The organism is Gemella parahaemolysans (assembly GCF_053758945.1).
This window is the reverse complement of sequence record NZ_JBSMTP010000019.1, coordinates 1-17,057: the sequence shown is the minus strand read 5'-3', so window position 1 is coordinate 17,057 and position 17,057 is coordinate 1. Positions and strand designations below refer to the sequence as shown.

The 17,057-nt window shown below is 30.4% G+C and carries 20 protein-coding genes; 6 read left to right on the top strand and 14 right to left on the bottom strand.

Going from position 1 to position 17,057, the window contains the following annotated elements:
- Window positions 1-129: 129 nt before the first annotated feature.
- From ACWOBP_RS07925 to ACWOBP_RS07895, 7 genes are all read right to left on the bottom strand, one after another.
- Window positions 130-456 (bottom strand): hypothetical protein, encoded by a 327-nt coding sequence (locus ACWOBP_RS07925; protein ID WP_455338229.1) that lies wholly within the window; start codon window positions 454-456, stop codon window positions 130-132.
- Window positions 440-1,270: a 16S rRNA (cytidine(1402)-2'-O)-methyltransferase gene (gene rsmI, locus ACWOBP_RS07920; RefSeq protein ID WP_455338228.1), complete on the bottom strand. Its 831-nt coding sequence runs from the start codon at window positions 1,268-1,270 to the stop codon at window positions 440-442. Before rsmI ends, ACWOBP_RS07925 begins: the two co-directional genes overlap by 17 nt.
- Before the next feature lie 2 nt (window positions 1,271-1,272).
- Entirely contained in the window at window positions 1,273-1,575 is a 303-nt protein-coding gene (locus ACWOBP_RS07915) for a GIY-YIG nuclease family protein (RefSeq protein WP_455338227.1), read from the bottom strand.
- Window positions 1,568-2,230, bottom strand: a complete 663-nt coding sequence (locus ACWOBP_RS07910; RefSeq protein WP_455338226.1) for a tRNA1(Val) (adenine(37)-N6)-methyltransferase — start codon at window positions 2,228-2,230, stop codon at window positions 1,568-1,570. Before ACWOBP_RS07910 ends, ACWOBP_RS07915 begins: the two co-directional genes overlap by 8 nt.
- A gap of 73 nt (window positions 2,231-2,303) precedes the next feature.
- Window positions 2,304-3,140, bottom strand: coding sequence for a DNA polymerase III subunit delta' (locus ACWOBP_RS07905; RefSeq protein WP_455338225.1), 837 nt, complete (start codon window positions 3,138-3,140; stop codon window positions 2,304-2,306).
- On the bottom strand, window positions 3,130-3,756 hold the full coding sequence (gene tmk, locus ACWOBP_RS07900) for a dTMP kinase (RefSeq protein WP_455338224.1): 627 nt from the start codon (window positions 3,754-3,756) through the stop codon (window positions 3,130-3,132). Before tmk ends, ACWOBP_RS07905 begins: the two co-directional genes overlap by 11 nt.
- 25 nt (window positions 3,757-3,781) lie before the next feature.
- Window positions 3,782-4,960 carry an aminotransferase class I/II-fold pyridoxal phosphate-dependent enzyme gene (locus tag ACWOBP_RS07895; protein WP_455338223.1) on the bottom strand — a complete coding sequence of 393 codons (1,179 nt, stop codon included), beginning with the start codon at window positions 4,958-4,960 and terminating at the stop codon, window positions 3,782-3,784.
- A gap of 294 nt (window positions 4,961-5,254) precedes the next feature.
- Here ACWOBP_RS07895 and ACWOBP_RS07890 point away from each other — a divergent pair, with 294 nt between their 5' ends.
- Complete coding sequence (locus ACWOBP_RS07890) at window positions 5,255-6,340, top strand: branched-chain amino acid aminotransferase (RefSeq protein ID WP_455338222.1); 1,086 nt, start codon at window positions 5,255-5,257, stop codon at window positions 6,338-6,340.
- 212 nt (window positions 6,341-6,552) lie between these two features.
- Here the strand turns inward: ACWOBP_RS07890 and ACWOBP_RS07885 are convergent, their stop codons facing one another.
- Window positions 6,553-7,338, bottom strand: a complete 786-nt coding sequence (locus ACWOBP_RS07885; protein WP_048802258.1) for a formate/nitrite transporter family protein — start codon at window positions 7,336-7,338, stop codon at window positions 6,553-6,555.
- Between the two features lie 646 nt (window positions 7,339-7,984).
- Entirely contained in the window at window positions 7,985-9,538 is a 1,554-nt protein-coding gene (gene rny / locus ACWOBP_RS07880; RefSeq protein ID WP_455338221.1) for a ribonuclease Y, read from the bottom strand.
- Window positions 9,539-10,011: 473 nt separating this feature from the next.
- On the opposite strand from rny, the gene rplK reads away from it, so the two are divergent.
- Together rplK and rplA are read left to right on the top strand one after the other, a co-directional pair.
- On the top strand, window positions 10,012-10,437 hold the full coding sequence (gene rplK / locus ACWOBP_RS07875; protein ID WP_003144801.1) for a 50S ribosomal protein L11: 426 nt from the start codon (window positions 10,012-10,014) through the stop codon (window positions 10,435-10,437).
- Between the two features lie 13 nt (window positions 10,438-10,450).
- Complete coding sequence (gene rplA / locus ACWOBP_RS07870) at window positions 10,451-11,143, top strand: 50S ribosomal protein L1 (protein ID WP_003144761.1); 693 nt, start codon at window positions 10,451-10,453, stop codon at window positions 11,141-11,143.
- 157 nt (window positions 11,144-11,300) lie between these two features.
- Here rplA and ACWOBP_RS07865 read toward each other — a convergent pair whose 3' ends face one another.
- The 3 genes from ACWOBP_RS07865 to ACWOBP_RS07855 are packed head-to-tail and all read right to left on the bottom strand — an operon-like array spanning window position 11,301 to window position 13,195.
- The gene (locus ACWOBP_RS07865) at window positions 11,301-12,113 is read right to left on the bottom strand and encodes a hypothetical protein (protein WP_455338220.1); all 813 of its coding nucleotides are present in this window, start codon (window positions 12,111-12,113) and stop codon (window positions 11,301-11,303) included.
- Entirely contained in the window at window positions 12,106-12,819 is a 714-nt protein-coding gene (locus ACWOBP_RS07860; RefSeq protein WP_455338219.1) for an ATP-binding cassette domain-containing protein, read from the bottom strand. Before ACWOBP_RS07860 ends, ACWOBP_RS07865 begins: the two co-directional genes overlap by 8 nt.
- The gene (locus tag ACWOBP_RS07855) at window positions 12,803-13,195 is read right to left on the bottom strand and encodes a GntR family transcriptional regulator (RefSeq protein ID WP_455338218.1); all 393 of its coding nucleotides are present in this window, start codon (window positions 13,193-13,195) and stop codon (window positions 12,803-12,805) included. The genes ACWOBP_RS07860 and ACWOBP_RS07855 overlap by 17 nt, the downstream gene beginning before the upstream one ends.
- Window positions 13,196-13,437: 242 nt before the next feature.
- Between ACWOBP_RS07855 and ACWOBP_RS07850 the strand changes: the two genes are divergently transcribed.
- The 3 genes from ACWOBP_RS07850 to arsS all read left to right on the top strand — a co-directional run bounded on the left by ACWOBP_RS07850 (window position 13,438) and on the right by arsS (window position 15,705).
- A complete protein-coding gene (locus ACWOBP_RS07850; RefSeq protein ID WP_455338217.1) occupies window positions 13,438-14,121 on the top strand; it encodes a TIGR04283 family arsenosugar biosynthesis glycosyltransferase in 684 nt (227 codons plus the stop codon).
- A gap of 293 nt (window positions 14,122-14,414) precedes the next feature.
- The gene (locus tag ACWOBP_RS07845) at window positions 14,415-14,753 is read left to right on the top strand and encodes an arsenosugar biosynthesis-associated peroxidase-like protein (protein ID WP_003144831.1); all 339 of its coding nucleotides are present in this window, start codon (window positions 14,415-14,417) and stop codon (window positions 14,751-14,753) included.
- Between the two features lie 7 nt (window positions 14,754-14,760).
- Entirely contained in the window at window positions 14,761-15,705 is a 945-nt protein-coding gene (gene arsS, locus ACWOBP_RS07840) for an arsenosugar biosynthesis radical SAM (seleno)protein ArsS (RefSeq protein WP_455338216.1), read from the top strand.
- A gap of 82 nt (window positions 15,706-15,787) precedes the next feature.
- Here the strand turns inward: arsS and ACWOBP_RS07835 are convergent, their stop codons facing one another.
- Together ACWOBP_RS07835 and ACWOBP_RS07830 are read right to left on the bottom strand one after the other, a co-directional pair.
- Window positions 15,788-16,111, bottom strand: a complete 324-nt coding sequence (locus ACWOBP_RS07835; protein ID WP_455338215.1) for an acetyl-CoA carboxylase — start codon at window positions 16,109-16,111, stop codon at window positions 15,788-15,790.
- A gap of 410 nt (window positions 16,112-16,521) precedes the next feature.
- The coding region (locus ACWOBP_RS07830; RefSeq protein WP_455338214.1) for an LPXTG cell wall anchor domain-containing protein at window positions 16,522-17,057 on the bottom strand (536 nt) is incomplete at its 5' end.

The following is a 17,057-nucleotide window of genomic DNA, read 5'->3' as shown; positions in this document are numbered from 1 at the left end:
AAACTAGGATGCTTAAGTCCTAAGCAATATAGAATAAAACATATGACTGTATAAATATAAAAAAGATAGCGTAGCAGTCATTATAACTACTACGCTATTCTAAGTCTAACTTTTTGGGGTCAGATCAGTTTACTTATAAATCTCGTCTTTTATCATTGAAACTATTTCTTGAATTTCCTCATTAATTCTTTTATCTAGTTCTTCTTTTGTAATTAATTCATCATTATGCGCTTCTGTATATCCAAGTATTACTCCTAAAGAATTCTTGACATTATGAAGCATAATTTTTTTCTTCTGTTCATTTTTATCTAAATCAGAACTTCTTCTATATATTAAATATATATTTAGAAATACAAAAAACGTTAAAGGTAGGAAAAATACTTTTATGTGAATCGCTGCGATTAAAAATATTACTATTAATATATTTACTACTATGAAACTAATCATATTTTTCATGGTATAAGTTATAAACCTCTTTTTTATTTATGCCATATTCTTTAGCAGTATTTTTAATAGCTTCTGATTTTTTCTCACCACTTTGAACTTTTTCATATATTATTTCTACAATATCATCAAGGTTGGTTTCCGTCTTTTCCTCATCTTTTGATGGAGAAATAATAACAACAAATTCCCCTTTTTCCTTAATTTCTCCTCCCAACATTTCTAATATCACACTAGCTTCGTATGTTTCTATTTGTTCAAACATCTTCGTAAGCTCTCGCGCTACTGCAATTTTTCTTGTTGGTGTAATCTTAGAAATCTCTTCTACTAAGTTTTTCACTCTATGTGGACTCTCATACAAAATCCCAGTTGTCTTTGAGCTTAAAATAATTTCTAACTTTTGTTTGAGTTCTTTACTTTTTCTCGGTAAAAATCCATAAAAAGTATAATTATAAGATTCTATTCCACTAGCTACCAGCGCTGTAAGACCAGCATTAGCACCTGGTAAAGCAACAACATCAAGCCCTGAATTTTTCACTTTCTCTACAAGTACATACCCTGGATCTGAAATACATGGCATACCCGCATCTGTTACCAATGCTATGTCAAAACCTTCTTCTAAGTATTCTATTATTTTATCACTCATTTTATCCTCATTATGTTCGTGATAACTAAGTAGTTTCTTACCTTTTACTTCATAATGATTCAATAACTTCTGAGTATTTCTCGTGTCTTCACAAGCTATTATATCCGCTTCTTTTAGCACTCTAAGTGCTCTTAATGTAATATCTTCCAAATTACCTATTGGCGTTCCCACTAAATATAACATAGTTATTTTTCCTTTATTCTTTTATTATATTCCTTTATTTTTTGTCTTTTTTCTGTATCCAAATTAGATAATATATACCCTTCTTTACTGCTACGAGTACGTTTTTTGAATAGACTTTCTGCACTCGTCGCTTCACTTTTTGTTTCAAACTCTTCAAAATAAATTAGTTTTACAGGTACTCTCGCCCTCGTATACTTCGCACCTTTTTTAGCATTATGGGTTTTAATTCTTCTTATAATGTCTGTTGTATATCCAGTATACCAAGTTTTGTCACAACACTCAACTACATACATAAAACTACTCATAAATACCATACACTTTCTTCATTTCATCTGTATAACTGCCATCTTCATTATAAATATAAAATGGTTGTTCAACTTTAATATCGCTGACTTTTGATATACTTCCCTCAATTAATACTATTTTACTATTTTCACTTGAAGGCTTACTGTATACAAATCTTATTCTCTTAATTGCTAGTCCATTTTTCTCACATTCAGAGATGATATCACTTATTCTATAAGTTCTATGAACCAGTGCAAACTTTCCATTTTGTTTAACTAAATACCTAATCGCCTGCACTACATCACTAAGGTTACATAATAGTTCATGTCGTGAAATATTATGGTTAAATTTTTCACGTTGATTCGGCATATTCTCAACAGGAAAATACGGTGGATTACAAATTACATAATCAAAAGAAGATGGTCTATAGTATTCTTTTACATTTTTTATATCGCCACTTCGTACATCTACATTAGCAATATCATTTAACTCTAAACTTTTTTTGCTCAGTTCAATCAAATCTTCTTGAATTTCTAACATTTCTATTTTCGCATCAGACTTTTCTCTAAGAATTATCGAAATACCGCCGTTGCCACTACAAAGCTCTATAATATTCTTCTTAAAACTTCTCGGCACATTGGCAAAATATGGTAGTAAAAAAGAGTCCGTTGACATACTATAATGATCAACTTTTTGTAATATTTTAAAATTTTTAGAAACTGTATCAACTCTTAAATTATCTTCCATACTAACCTCTTGTTAAAAATTCTAAATTATTGTTATCTAATAAAATAGTAAAGACAAATTTTTCCAGTACCAATATTGCATTTACATTCCCATTTAAATCTGTTAATGCTTGAAGTATTTTTTCCTGTACATTACTAACATTAACAACATCTCTTACGGTTTCTTCATTATAACTTTTAGCAACTTTCAGACTTAAATATTTGAAAAACTCTACTACTTCATCTTTAGACTTTAATTTTTCTAGTAGATAAATATTAGCCAAATGAGGTTTCCTCATATATCTTTTTACATATTCTTCAGTAATATTTATTAACTCTTCATCTTGTTCAATCTCTATATTTTCACTTTGTCCTATGAGTTTAATTTGTTGGCAACGTGAAATAATCGTCGGTAATACTGCACTAATATTCTTACAACTAAGAATAGCTATAATATCATCTTCGGGTTCTTCTAAAAACTTAAGTAAGCTGTTTGCTGCTTGCTCTGTCATTTTTTCAATATCTCTTATCCAATATATCTTCTTACCATAAAATGATTTAACACTTAAATCAGATTTTAATGTTTGAATCTCTTCTTTTTTTATCGAAGTTTCACTTTCTAACTTATAAAAATCGACATAATTTCCATGATTTATACTGTTACAGTTTTTACAATTTTCACAACTATAAAATTCTTTCTTTTTATTTTCTAAACAAAAAATTGCTTTAACAAAACTTAAAATAAACTCATCACAATATAAACTATCCTCGCCTACTACTAAATAGGCATGGGATAGTTTATCTGTTTTTAATGTATTTGTTAAAGATTTTATTACAATTGTATCTTTACTAAAGTTCATTGTTTAAAAATCCTTCCAATATAGAAAGTGCTTGTTTTTGCACATTCTCATATGTATCACTCGCATCAATTACTTTAATACGTTCGGTATTTTCTTTTGAAAGGTCATCATAACCACGTTTGACATTTTTATAGAAATTCAAACTTTCTTGATCCATTCGGTTATTATCATCTCTATTTTTTGTACGAGCTAATCCAACTTCTACATCTACACAAAAATATAGAGTTAAATCTGGTTCAAGATTATCTGTCGTATAAGCATTAATGTCTAAAACATCTTGTTTAGAAAGTCCTCGTCCATAAGCTTGATACGCAACTGAACTATCAACAAAACGATCACAAATTACTATATATCCATCATTTACATATGGCAATATTTTTTTTACGATATGATCTCGACGACTAGCACAAAACAGTAAGCTTTCAGTCTTAGCATCAATATCATTCGAACTATCAAAAAGTAGTTCTCTCACTTTTTCACTAAACTCTGTACCACCAGGCTCACGTGTTGTTATTACTTTATATCCCTTTTCTTTCAAATATTCTGTAGCAAAGTTGATAAAGCTCGTTTTACCTGAACCATCTGAACCTTCTACTGTTATGAATTTACCTTTCATTTAAATAACCTTTCTTCTATTGCAATTACTTATTCATAAATTGAGAAATTCTTGCAACAGCTTCTTTTATATTTTCCATGCTTGTAGCATAACTAATTCTAAAGAAATCATTATATGCTTTCCCAAATGCTGTCCCAGGTATAACCCCAACACGTGCTTCTTTTGCTAATAATTTACAAAACTCCATAGCACCAAGTTCTCTGTATTCTGCTGGAATTTTAGCAAAAATATAAAATGCTCCATCAATTTCAGGAATTTCAAAACCTAATTCGCGAAGTCTTGGAACCATATAATCTTTTCTTTCTCTATAAGTTTCAATCATATGATTATTATATTTATTAACATTTTCATCAGTTAATGCCACTACTGCAGCATCTTGAATAAATGTCGGTGCCCCGGATACTGTAAATAAATGGAATACACCAATTTTTCTAATCATCGCTTCAGGAGCTGCAATAAATCCTATACGCCATCCTGTCATGGCGTGAGACTTAGATAATCCACTAATTAAAACTGTTTGATCAGGTATAAATTCCGCTAAAGATGTATGTTTATAATTGTATGTAATATCTCCATAAATTTCATCACTAAGTACAAAAATATCATATTTACCTAATACATCAGCAATTTCTTTAACTTCTTCTCTAGTATAAGAAACACCACTTGGATTGTTCGGGTAATTAATTAAAATTGCTTTTGCATCTTTATTTTCCTCTAACGCTTTTTCTAAGTCACTAGGGCGTACTTTAAAACCATTATCTGCTGTATCAATGAATTTAATATTACATTTATTTAGAATACCAACACCCTCATAAGCTGAAAAATATGGTGTCACTACTAAAATAGTATCCCCTTGATTTGTAATAGCTGAAATAGTATGTTCTATAGCTGCAGAAGCACCTATTGTTACAATAACCTCATCAGAACTGTATTTCAAATTATATCTTTTTTCTAAATTCTTAGCCCATGCAGCCCTTAATGGCTCAATTCCATTATTTACTGAATAATGTGTTCTATTATTATCTAACGCCTGTTTGGCTGCTTCTTTAATCTCCTCAGCAGTGTCAAAGTCAGGTTCTCCTAATGTTAACTTGATAATCCCTTCAATCGTTGAAGCAAATGCATCAAATTCTCTAATTGGTGATCCTGTAAGATTTGCTAAGGACGTGTTAAATTTGTTTTCTAATGATTTTTTGATATCCATATATATATCTACCTTCCTTTAAAATTAGGTACATTGTTAATATAACATTTCTAATATTGTATCATATTTTCAACAAAAATTAAATTAGTATCTTAAAATATCAAAGTGAAAAATTAACAATGATTACATAATATTTTATAGTATTTTCATTAAATTTTCAAGATGAAATATCGGATACTTTTTATAAAAATTCAGAAAATTTAAAGGAAAGTATTGAAAAAACACTCAATTAGTATTATAATATCTCTAACGCATTAAAAATTAATTGTTTAAAAGATAAGGAGAAATATAATTATGACAAAACTAACAGTAAATGATATCCGAGTAGAGCTTACATCTACTCCAAAAGAAAAAACACCCGATGATAAATTAGGATTTGGTACAGTCTTCACAGACCATATGTTTGTTATGGATTGGTCAACTGATAAAGGTTGGTACGATCCAAGAATCGTTCCTTATGGGCCAATTCCAGTATCACCCGCATTAAACGTATTACACTATGGACAAAGTGTTTTCGAAGGTATGAAAGCATACAACGCCAATGGAGAAGCAGTTTTATTCCGTCCTGAACAAAACTTCAAACGTTTAAATAAATCTTCAAACCGTATCGCCTTACCTGAGTTAGACGAAGAATTTGCATTAGCTGCACTTAAAAAATTAATTTCTATCGATAAAGAATGGATTCCTAAGTCAGAAGGTACTTCTCTATACGTTAGACCTTTCTTATACGGTGCAGAAGAAGCACTTGGAGTACACCCAAATAACGAAGTTAAATTTGTAATTATCTTATCACCGTCAGGAAGCTACTTCAAAGCTGGATTACAACCAAACAAAATTTTTGTAGAACACGAATATGTACGTGCAGTTCGCGGTGGATTTGGATTCGCTAAAACGGCAGGTAACTATGCTGGATCTCTTAAAGGTCAAAAGAAAGCCCAAGAACTAGGCTACTCTCAATCTCTATGGCTTGATGGAGTTGAACAAAAATATATCGAAGAAGGTGGCGCAATGAATATCTTCTTCAAAATTGACGGAACTTTCGTTACACCAGAGTTAAATGGTTCAATCTTACCAGGTATCACTCGTGCATCAGTATTAGAATTACTTAAATCACTAGGTGAAAAAGTAGAAGAAAGAAAATTAGCTCTTGAAGAAGTTTATGAAGCTTATGATAATGGAAAACTTGAAGAAGTATTCCTATGCGGTACTGCAGCAGTAATCGCTCCAGTTGGTGAATTATTCGATGGCACTAAAAAATTAGAACTTATCAAAGACAATAAACCAGGAGAATGGACTCAAAAAATCTACAACTTACTTACTGGTATCCAATTAGGTAAAGTTGAAGATAAATTCGGTTGGGTTGTAAAAGTAGAAAACTAATATAAATAAAAGATTCCAAGTTAAATAATTTGGAATCTTTTATTTATTCAACTATTATTTATGGAATAAAATTCCCCTTACCTTCAATTAATATTTCAATCTATATTACTTACTATTTTACAACAGAAAATTCTATTTAACAAAAAAATGAAGTATCATTGAAAATACTTCATTTTTTTTATTATTTTAAAGAATATAATAATTCTCTACTGTTATTTTTTATAAGCAAATGTGTAAAGTGCAGAAACTAATGTAACAGCTCCAACAAAGTTACCTAAAAATACTGTTCCCATGTTTTGGATAAATTGTAAAACTGAGATATTTGCACCTTCAAACATTGCAGCTGGGATTGCGAACATGTTCGCAACCAAGTGTTGGAATCCAATAGCAACGAAAGTCATAATTGGGAACCATACACCAAACATTTTACTACCTACATCTTTAGCTGCGAAGTTTAACCAAACTGCCATACCTACTAACCAGTTACAACCTACAGCTGAGAAGAATACTTGCCAGAATGTTAAGTATACTTTTGATTCACCAGCTGAGATAGTTTTAGCTGCAATAGCTCCACCAGTTAATCCAGTTAAATGTCCTAAGAAATAAGCAATAACTAAAGAACCAACAAGGTTAGCAAATGTAATAACTACCATATTTTTAGCCAACAGTTTAAAACTAATTTTCTTATTAAACCACGCAACAGTTACAGCCATCATATTACCTGTAACTAACTCTCCGCCACCTACTAAAATACAAATAAGTCCAATTGGGAAAACAGACGCTCCTAGTAATGCACCGATTCCGCCAAACTCTTTAGGAATTGATCCTGATACACGAAGTAAGGCTAAAAATCCTACCCCGATAAATGCCCCACCTAAGAATCCTAAACTTAACATGTATTTAAGGCTTGCAGTCGCTTTAGCAACACCTTTTTTACAAGTTAACTCGTAAGTTTCTTGTGGCTCTAAAAATACTTTAGATTCTACAGTGTTTGTCATAATAACACTCTCCTTAAAAAATTTATAATAATTACATAGATATTAATATCCTACATCTATAGTAAAAATTATACTATAACATAGATATTTTTTCAACCCTGTTTTAATACAGTTTTTATTAAAATACTTATAATTTAACAAAGATTTCTCCTAAAATATAAAACTAATATTATAAAAATATTATCATAGCTTGCAGTTTCTTCTATAATAAATATGAAATTAACAGCATTTTCTTATATATTTATTTTTTAATATTTAAATTATCTTTTTCTTGAAACAGTCTATAAAACAGCTGTACCCTAACCTTTTAACCTAAAATAATTCTTAAATAAATATTAGTAATTTTAAATATATAATTATCAGAATTATAAATTACAACAAAAAATGTTATTATTGAAAATTCTAATTAATTTTCACACCTTTTACTCTCTTCTTTTCAATTATTTTTTCTAATTTAATTAACTCGATTTTATTGTATCTTACTGTTATAATAATCATTCTCAATTGTAAATTACACTAATTTCTTAGTAATTTATTTATTTACTTTACTCAGAAACTTAACTTATGTATAAAATATAAAGTTAGACGTTATCTTTTAAATTATACATATAAAAAAGCGATTGGATAATTCCAATCGCTTAATTTACTATCTTGCAACCTTAACTGCTCTAACCTCACGGATAACATTAACTTTAATGTTCCCAGGGTATTGCATCGTTTCTTCGATTTTATTTTTAACTTCTTTGGCAATTTTGTAAGTTTTTGTATCATCTACTTCTTCTGGATTTACGATTACTCGAATCTCACGACCTGCTTGAATAGCAAATGTTTTTTCTACACCTTTGTGTTCATTCGCAATTTCTTCAAGTTTTTGTAGACGTTTAATATAATTCTCTAATGACTCTCTTCGAGCTCCTGGACGCGATGCAGAAAGTGCATCCGCTGTGGCAACAATAACAGAAATTGGATTTGTTGGTTCTGTATCACCATGGTGAGAAGCAATCGCATTAACAACAATTGCATTTTCTTTATACTTAAGTGCTAAAGCTACACCAATTTCAACGTGTGAACCTTCAACCTCATGATCAAGTGCTTTACCGATGTCATGTAGTAAACCTGCACGACGAGCTGTTGCAACATCTAAGTCTAACTCAGCTGCGATAAGTCCAGAAATATATGCTACTTCCATAGAATGTTGTAGTCCATTTTGACCATAACTTGTTCTATATTTTAACTTACCAACAATTTTTACTAAATCTGGATGCATATTGTGGATTCCAAGGTCGAATGTAGCTTGTTCTCCTGCATCACGAATAACTTGATCAATGTTTTTACGTGCTTTATCAACAGCTTCCTCAATTTTTGAAGGATGGATACGACCATCATCAATAAGTGATTTAATCGCAGTTTTTGCAATCTCACGTCGTATTGGGTCATATCCAGAAAGGATAACTGCTTCTGGAGTATCATCAATAATTAAATCCACCCCTGTTAATGTTTCTAAAGTACGAATGTTTCTTCCTTCTCGACCGATAATACGACCTTTCATATCATCACTTGGAAGATCTACAACAGATACAGTAGTTTCACTAACTACATCTGTAGCAAAACGTTGTAATGATTGAACAATAAGTTCTTTTGCACGTTTATCAGCAACGTTTTTCGCCTCTAGTTCTTTATTTCTTATATATATTGCCATGTCTTTAGCCATATCAGTCTCAACTGCGGCCATAATCTCTTCACGAGCTTGTTCTTCTGTTAAGTTTGCAATTCTTTGCAACTCTGTTTCTTGTTGAATCTTAAGTTGATTAACCTCACTACTTTTCTCTTCAAGAAGTTGAGATTTCTCTTCCAATTTCATCTCTCTAGAACTTAACAACTCATCTTTTTTATTTAGGAGCTCTGTTTGGCGTTCTAATGAAGATTCTTTTTGAACAATTCTATCTTCTTGTCTTTGAATATCTTGTTTTTTAAATTCTGCTTCTTTATTAGCAATATTAATTATCTCTTCAGCTTCTTTTTTAGCGATAGTAGTTTCTTTTTCAACTATATATCTAGCTTCTTTTCTCGCTTCTCCAATAATATGATCAGCATCTTGCTTAGATAATTCTAATTTCTTTTGAATAGAATTTTTCGAAATAATATATCCAACTAAAAGTCCAACAAGTAAAGCTGCAATACTGATTATTCCATAAATCATTTTGCAACCTCTTTCTATTTTGAAAAATTTTTTATTATGATATAACAACTAGTCGACAACTAAAATTCGAATAAATTGTCACATACCATAACTACAATTCTACACTACCTATAGTAAAAAGTCAATAGTTCACTTAGGGGAAATTACAGTTTGTAAAAACTTTTCTTCTATAAAATATAGTTTATAAGTTTCCTTTCAAATTATAACTTTTATTGTCTATATATTTAAATTTACTACTTGAATTTTAGCCGACTTAGTTGTATTATTTTACTATCTGCTCAATATAAAGTAGAATTATTTTTACCACTAAAATAATTTTTTTCAAAAAAACTTATTAAAATACTTGCATTTACTTATCCAGTGTGATATCATAGTCAAGTATGTAAAAATACAAAACTTGATTGAGTGGGAGAACGAAAAATTTAAAGACGTTCAAATGACCACATCACGAAAAATATATAGGAGGTTTTATCGTGGCTAAAAAAGTTATAAAAGTTGTTAAATTACAAGTACCAGCAGGTAAAGCTAACCCAGCTCCACCAGTTGGTCCAGCGTTAGGTCAAGCTGGTGTAAACATCATGGGATTCTGTAAAGAATTCAATGCTCGTACACAAGACCAAGCAGGATTAATCATTCCAGTAGTAATCTCAGTATATGAAGACCGTTCATTTACTTTCATTACTAAAACACCACCTGCACCAGTATTACTTAAAAAAGCAGCTAAAATTGAAAAAGCATCTTCTGTTCCTAACCGTGACAAAGTTGCTACAGTTTCAAAAGCTCAAGTTCAAGAAATCGCTGAACTTAAAATGGCTGACTTAAACGCAGCTTCTGTTGAAGCAGCAATGCGTATGATCGAAGGTACTGCAAGAAGTATGGGTATCTTAATAGGAGAATAGGAGGATAATTATAATGGCAAAAAAAGGTAAAAAATATCTTGAAGCAGCTAAATTAGTAGATTCTTCTAGTCTATACTCTGTAGTAGAAGCAATCGAATTAGCTAAAAAAACAAGCACAGTTAATTTTGACGCAACTGTAGAAGTTGCATTCCGTTTAGGAGTTGACACTCGTAAAAACGACCAACAAGTTCGTGGAGCAGTAGTTCTTCCTAAAGGAACTGGTAAAACTGCTAAAGTTTTAGTTTTTGCTAAAGGTGATAAAGCAGCAGAAGCTGAAGCAGCAGGAGCTGACTACGTAGGACAAGGTGAATACATCACTAAAATCCAACAAGGTTGGTTTGATTTTGACGTAATCGTAGCTACTCCAGACATGATGGGAGAAGTTGGTAAAATCGGTCGTGTATTAGGACCTAAAGGATTAATGCCAAACCCTAAAACTGGTACTGTAACTATGGACGTTACTAAAGCTGTTAATGAAATCAAAGCTGGTAAAGTTGAATACCGTGCTGAAAAAGCTGGTGTTGTTCACACTCCAATCGGTAAAGTTTCATTCTCAACTGAAGACTTAGTTGAAAACTTCAACGCTGTTCAAGACGCTTTAGCTAAAGCTAAACCAGCTGCTGCTAAAGGAACTTACTTCAAATCTGTAGCTGTAACTACAACTATGGGTCCTGGAGTTCGTGTTAACACAGCAGAATTCAAATAAGAAATATTAATACAAAGAAGATTTGGTTCTCCAAGTCTTCTTTTTTTATACCTTCCCTACTTTTCTATAATACAAAAAAGCTATAACTTAATCTCTTATTTACAAAGTCACTAGCTTTTTCATATTTATTTTATTTTTGATTTATTATTACTAAACCTTACTTAGTTTCATTATAACTATTTATTAGTTCTACTTTGCTTCCCTCTTTAACTTCATCAATAAATTTATTAGTTTCATCTGCATAAAACTTAAATCCACTTGTAATTATTAATATTAAGAGAATTACTGCAAGTTTTATTTTGTACTTTTTATCTACTCGTCTATCTACTCTTTTATTTGCTAATATGATATTTACGCTAGCAAAGTGATATACTAGTGTAATTACTATTAATAGCGCCAATTTTATCAAATCAAATTGTGTATTATCATATTTTGGGCCAGTATAGCCACTAAACACTGACACTAAAAAAAATCTAAAGATTCCTACTATTAATTGGTAGATAATAATATTATATATAAAGAAGTAAATTAGTGTTATTTTTGTCTTGATCATCTGAATTATAGCAAAATTTGATAGTGCTATAACTACTATTATTGCATATAGGTATTCAATCGGATTAACTTTTTGATAAATATAATCTAATACAAGAGCCATTACTCCCCCAAAGAATAAAGTTATGTAAGTTGTGTAGTAAATATATCTTACTTTATCTTTTAATGAAATAGGTAGATATTCAATAAATTGTTTTTCAGGATCATCGTATTTTCTTCCATTTATCACAATAATTATTGAACTGATAATAGATAAAATCATATATGTTCTATCAAATAATAATTCAAGTACCTCTGAGATAATAACGAAATAATATAGTAAATATAAACTCTTATATATTAGAGGTTTACTATAATTTCTATTTGAAATTAAATTCCAAGTTGCTCCAAAGTTTGTATCATATTGTTGTTTAATCATTTTCATTCTCTCCCTTCAATAACTCAAGTAATATTCTTTCTGTATCATTGGTTTCGAATCGTTCTTGTAATTCTACCACGTCTTCCTTACTAGTCACTTGACCATTTTTAAATACAATAATATAATCAGCTAGGTTTTGTATTACATATGGTTCTTCGGTTACTATAATGATTGTTTTATCTTCATCCATATATTCTCTAAGAAGTGCTATCATTTCTTTTCTAGCTATTAAACCAACACCAGAAAATGGATTATCTAAAACTAATAGTTTAGATTTTGTATAAATTCCTATAGAAAATAATAGTATTTTCCTCTCTCCTTGTGAAAGTTCATATATTTTCTTATGACGATATACTTTATGTTTACTCAGAAATTCAAAACATTTATCTACATCAAATCTTTCATCTATTTTAGATATTTTATATAAAACTTCATTTACTTGTAAAGTATCTGAAAACAATGGTTTGTCAGCAACATATGAATATAGTTTCTTAATTTCTACTGCATTTTGATGAAAGTTCAAATTGTTATAGCTAATAGACTTGTTATCTGATGATATTGCGCCTAAGATTGTTTGAAGAAATAATGTTTTACCACTCCCGCTATTACCTGTGATTGCATACACATACCCGTGTTCTAACTCCAAATCTATTGGCCCTAGTTGAAATGATTTTTTATTAATCTGTAAATTATTCACTTTTATCATAAATTTTTTCCTCCAATACTCTATCAACTATAGCCTTAACATCACTTATATTAAGCCCATCATTAATAGCATTATCAATAATTCCCTTTAATTCTATTAAATACTCTTCTTTTTTTATAGATAATATAGTATCTAAATCTATATCATTTACAAAATACCCCACAGCCCCTTTAGAATATATGAGTTCTTCTTGTAATAATACTTCATATGATTTTTTTACAGTTATTATACCTACTTCTAGCTCTTTAGATAAACTTCTAATAGAAGGTAATTGATCATTACATTTTAAGCTACCATTAAGAATACTACTCTTTATTTGTGTAGCCACCTGTTGATAAATCGGAACAGATGACATATTAGAAATTTTTATATCCATCATACTCCTCCTTATTAATTCTTTTTTATAATTAATTTGTATAATTCAATTAGATATTTAAAACGTTTTCTTGTATCTACTGTGATTATACGATAGATACAGTTACTTTGTCAATATGTAATTTGTAATTTCTTATATTTTTTCTTAAAAATATTAAAGTACTGAGTTAGTACGCAAAAATTATTTTGAATTACTATTATACATGTTATAATTATATTATCTAATATTTTAGGAGTGTATTTATGATTACTATTATTGTGCCAATTTATAACGAAGAAAGAACAATACGTGATTTCGTCTATAATCTATATTGTTTGTATAATATAAAGGAACATGAGGTAATTTTCGTTGATGGAGGTTCTACAGATAAGACAAAAGAAATCCTAGATGAACTTTCTTATTTTGGTTTCTCATATCACTTATCGGATAAAAAAGGACGAGCAAATCAGATGAATTATGGGGCAAAAATTGCTAAAGGGGATATTCTATGGTTCATTCATTGTGATAGTGTACTTCAAAAAGATGTTATAGAAAAAGTGCTTGCCTGCCCTACTGAAGTTGGCTGTCTAAAGATTAGATTCTATCCTAGTAGCTTTCCTATGTGGGTAAATTCTCTTGTTTCTAATATGCGTGCAAGTATTACAAACCTTGCCTTTGGAGATCAGGCGATATTCCTAACCAGGAAAGTATTCAATGAAATTGGTGGCTATAAAGATATGCCTTTAATGGAAGATTATAAACTCTCTGAAGATTTAAGTGCACTAAGTTATAAAATTACAGTAATTGACTCCTCTATCACAACATCTACAAGAAGATATAAAAATCATACTGTAAAAACAATGTGGCAGATGCAACAATACCAAAAAATGTATCGACGTGGGGTTTCAGTAGAAGAAATAGCAAAAATGTATAGGGATATAAGATAATAGAGTTAAGGATTTTTAGAGTTATTTTTTAGTCGAGGTGCTGACCAAAAAGTACTAAATTTTAAAATAGTTTACATGAAAACTCATAGACGCAGTGGTTCATTGATATCTAAATTCGCTTTATAAAAGCTTTTCAGATATCTAATAAACTGTGCGGTGGTGACTCGACAAAATCGATTTCTCCGAAATCATGATTTTTGAGTCACTCCCATAAATTGGGCAATTTCATTGATTATTTATGCAAACTAACATATAATAAAATTATATACAAATTTTTAAAGGAGAGAATAAATATGGCAGATTATTTTAAAAAGAAACATTTAATCGAATTTGGTGAAGGAAAATTTGGCGAAGATGCTCCTGATTACTGGAAAAACTTTATGAATTACTACGGTAATGTTATGGCTGAAGGTGAACTAACAACTCGTGAAAAAGCTCTTATTGCACTTGCGGTAGCTCATGCTGAAGCTTGTCCTTATTGTATTGATGCTTATACTAGTACTTGTTTAGAAGAAGGATGCGACCAAGATCAAATCGCAGAAGCTATCCACGTTGCAGCAGCAATGAAAGCTGGTATTACTCTTGTACACGGTCTTCAAAGTAAAGAACTTTCTGATAAATTAACAAACTAGTATTATTATGACAGAATTAAATATTCCTAAATTTTTTGACCAAGTTGAGGAAAAACAATATTTATTAACTGAAGAATTTCCTGAAGTTATGCAAATCAATGTAGGTAGTTTATGTAATATTACATGCAGTCATTGTCACGTTGATGGCGGACCTACAAAGAAAAATAATATGGTTCGGGAAACTTTTGAACAGATAATTGAAGCATTTAAGGTTGGTAAATATAAAACAATGGATATTACAGGGGGCGCTCCTGAGATGAATCCTAACTTCAGATGGTTTCTGAAAGAAATCTCTCAGTATGCTAAAACTGTAATCGTAAGAACAAATCTTATTATCCTAGATGTCCCAGCTTATAGAGATATACCAGAACTATATCGTGACTTAAAAGTTCAAGTAGTGGCATCTCTACCCTATTACAACGAAAAAGTTGTAGCTAAACAACGTGGAAAAGGTGTTTTTCCTAAGTCAATAGAAGTACTAAGAAAACTAAATGAACTAGGTTATGGGAAAGATGAAGACCTTATCTTAAACCTAGTCTATAATCCAAATGGGGCGTTTTTACCTCCTAAACAAGAAGCACTAGAAAAAACGTATAAGAAAAAACTATATGACAATTTTGAAATTGTCTTTAACAACCTATTTGCAATTACAAACAATCCTATAGGAAGATTCTCTGAATTCTTACATAGAGAAGATTTATATGAAGGATATATGAACAAACTTTATAAAGCATATAATCCTGCAACCTTGCCTGGGCTTATGTGTAGAAACATGATTTCTGTTGGTCCTGATGGATCTTTATATGATTGTGACTTTAACTACATCGAAAAGCTTAAAATCTCTGGTGAAGTTAATCATGTAAGTCAGCTTGTAGATAATCATACAGGTGTACGTAGAATTGTTACTGGTATGCATTGTTATGGTTGTACAGCAGGAGCTGGTTCATCTTGAGGTGGAGAGACTTGCTAGCATAGGTTATGCTAATAATATACGAAAAGAAGCCATTAAACATGGCTTCTTTTTTTTTCTTAAACTATTTTTTTATTAATGTATTAATAATATTTCCTGCAATATCAGTAAGACCACTTCCACTATTACTGGTAATATTAAACAACTCACTCATATCATTACTTAATGAATTTTCCTTAGAATATGATTCTAATACCTTATTAATCATCGGTGCTACAAGTGCTGAACCTGCACCTTGATTTAGTTGTTCTAATGCCTTGTTTAGAATATCAGTAACAAATGACGGTGCTTGATTTCCACCTATAATATTATTAATTAATTCTTTAATTTTATCATCTGATCCATTACTTCCTGAAGATAATACACTATTTAATATATTTTTTAACATATTACACCTCTCTAAATTATTTATTCTAGTTTACCATATAAAACATAAATGTACTATATATTTAACTTTTATAATATGATTTTTAAACGGTAAGCATCCAATATCCATTTTAATTGTTCTTTATCTACGGAATCATAAAGCCCCATTCCATTTTCCCTTACGGAGTTTCAGTAGAATCACATTAGATTCCCCTTCTTTTTTGATAAATAGCCAACGTCTAACGGTACAATTTATTTTGAAATTTTATTTTCCTCCATTTCTTCTTTATATTTGTATTACGTTTGGAGGATAGGTACCTCGTTATTGGACGCTTACTATTATACAACCAAATTTGACAAAGAATCCAAAAAAGCCCTCGATATTTTTCGAGGGCTTTCTACTATACTTAAAGATTTATTATAAACTTTAAATTAGTTTTTGTCGTTTTTACGACGTCTTGCGGCTGCTAGTAATCCACCTAGGATTCCTAATCCTAATCCTGCTAATCCAGTATTAGTCTCAGTTGTACCTGTGTTAGCTAAACGTTTTGTTGGCTCAACTAGTTTTGTCGGTTCAGCTGGTTTTGGATTTTTACGATATACATGGATTGTATTTCCTTTTTCGTCTTTCTTAGTTTCTTTGTAAATGTACTCTGGAATGTCTTTCTTATCTTTCGTTCCTTTATCTGAAGGATTGATTTCTTTTCCTTCTTCATCTACATAACTTGTTACAACTTGACGGTATACATGCGTTGTATTTCCTTTTTCGTCTTTCTTAGTTTCTTTGTAAATGTACTCTGGAATGTCTTTCTTATCTTTCGTTCCTTTGTCTGAAGGGGTAATTTCTTTTCCTTCTTCATCTACATAACTTGTTACGACTTGACGGTATACATGCGTTGTATTTCCTTTTTCGTCTTTCTTAGTTTCTTTGTAAATGTACTCCGGAATATCTTTCTTATCTTTCGTTC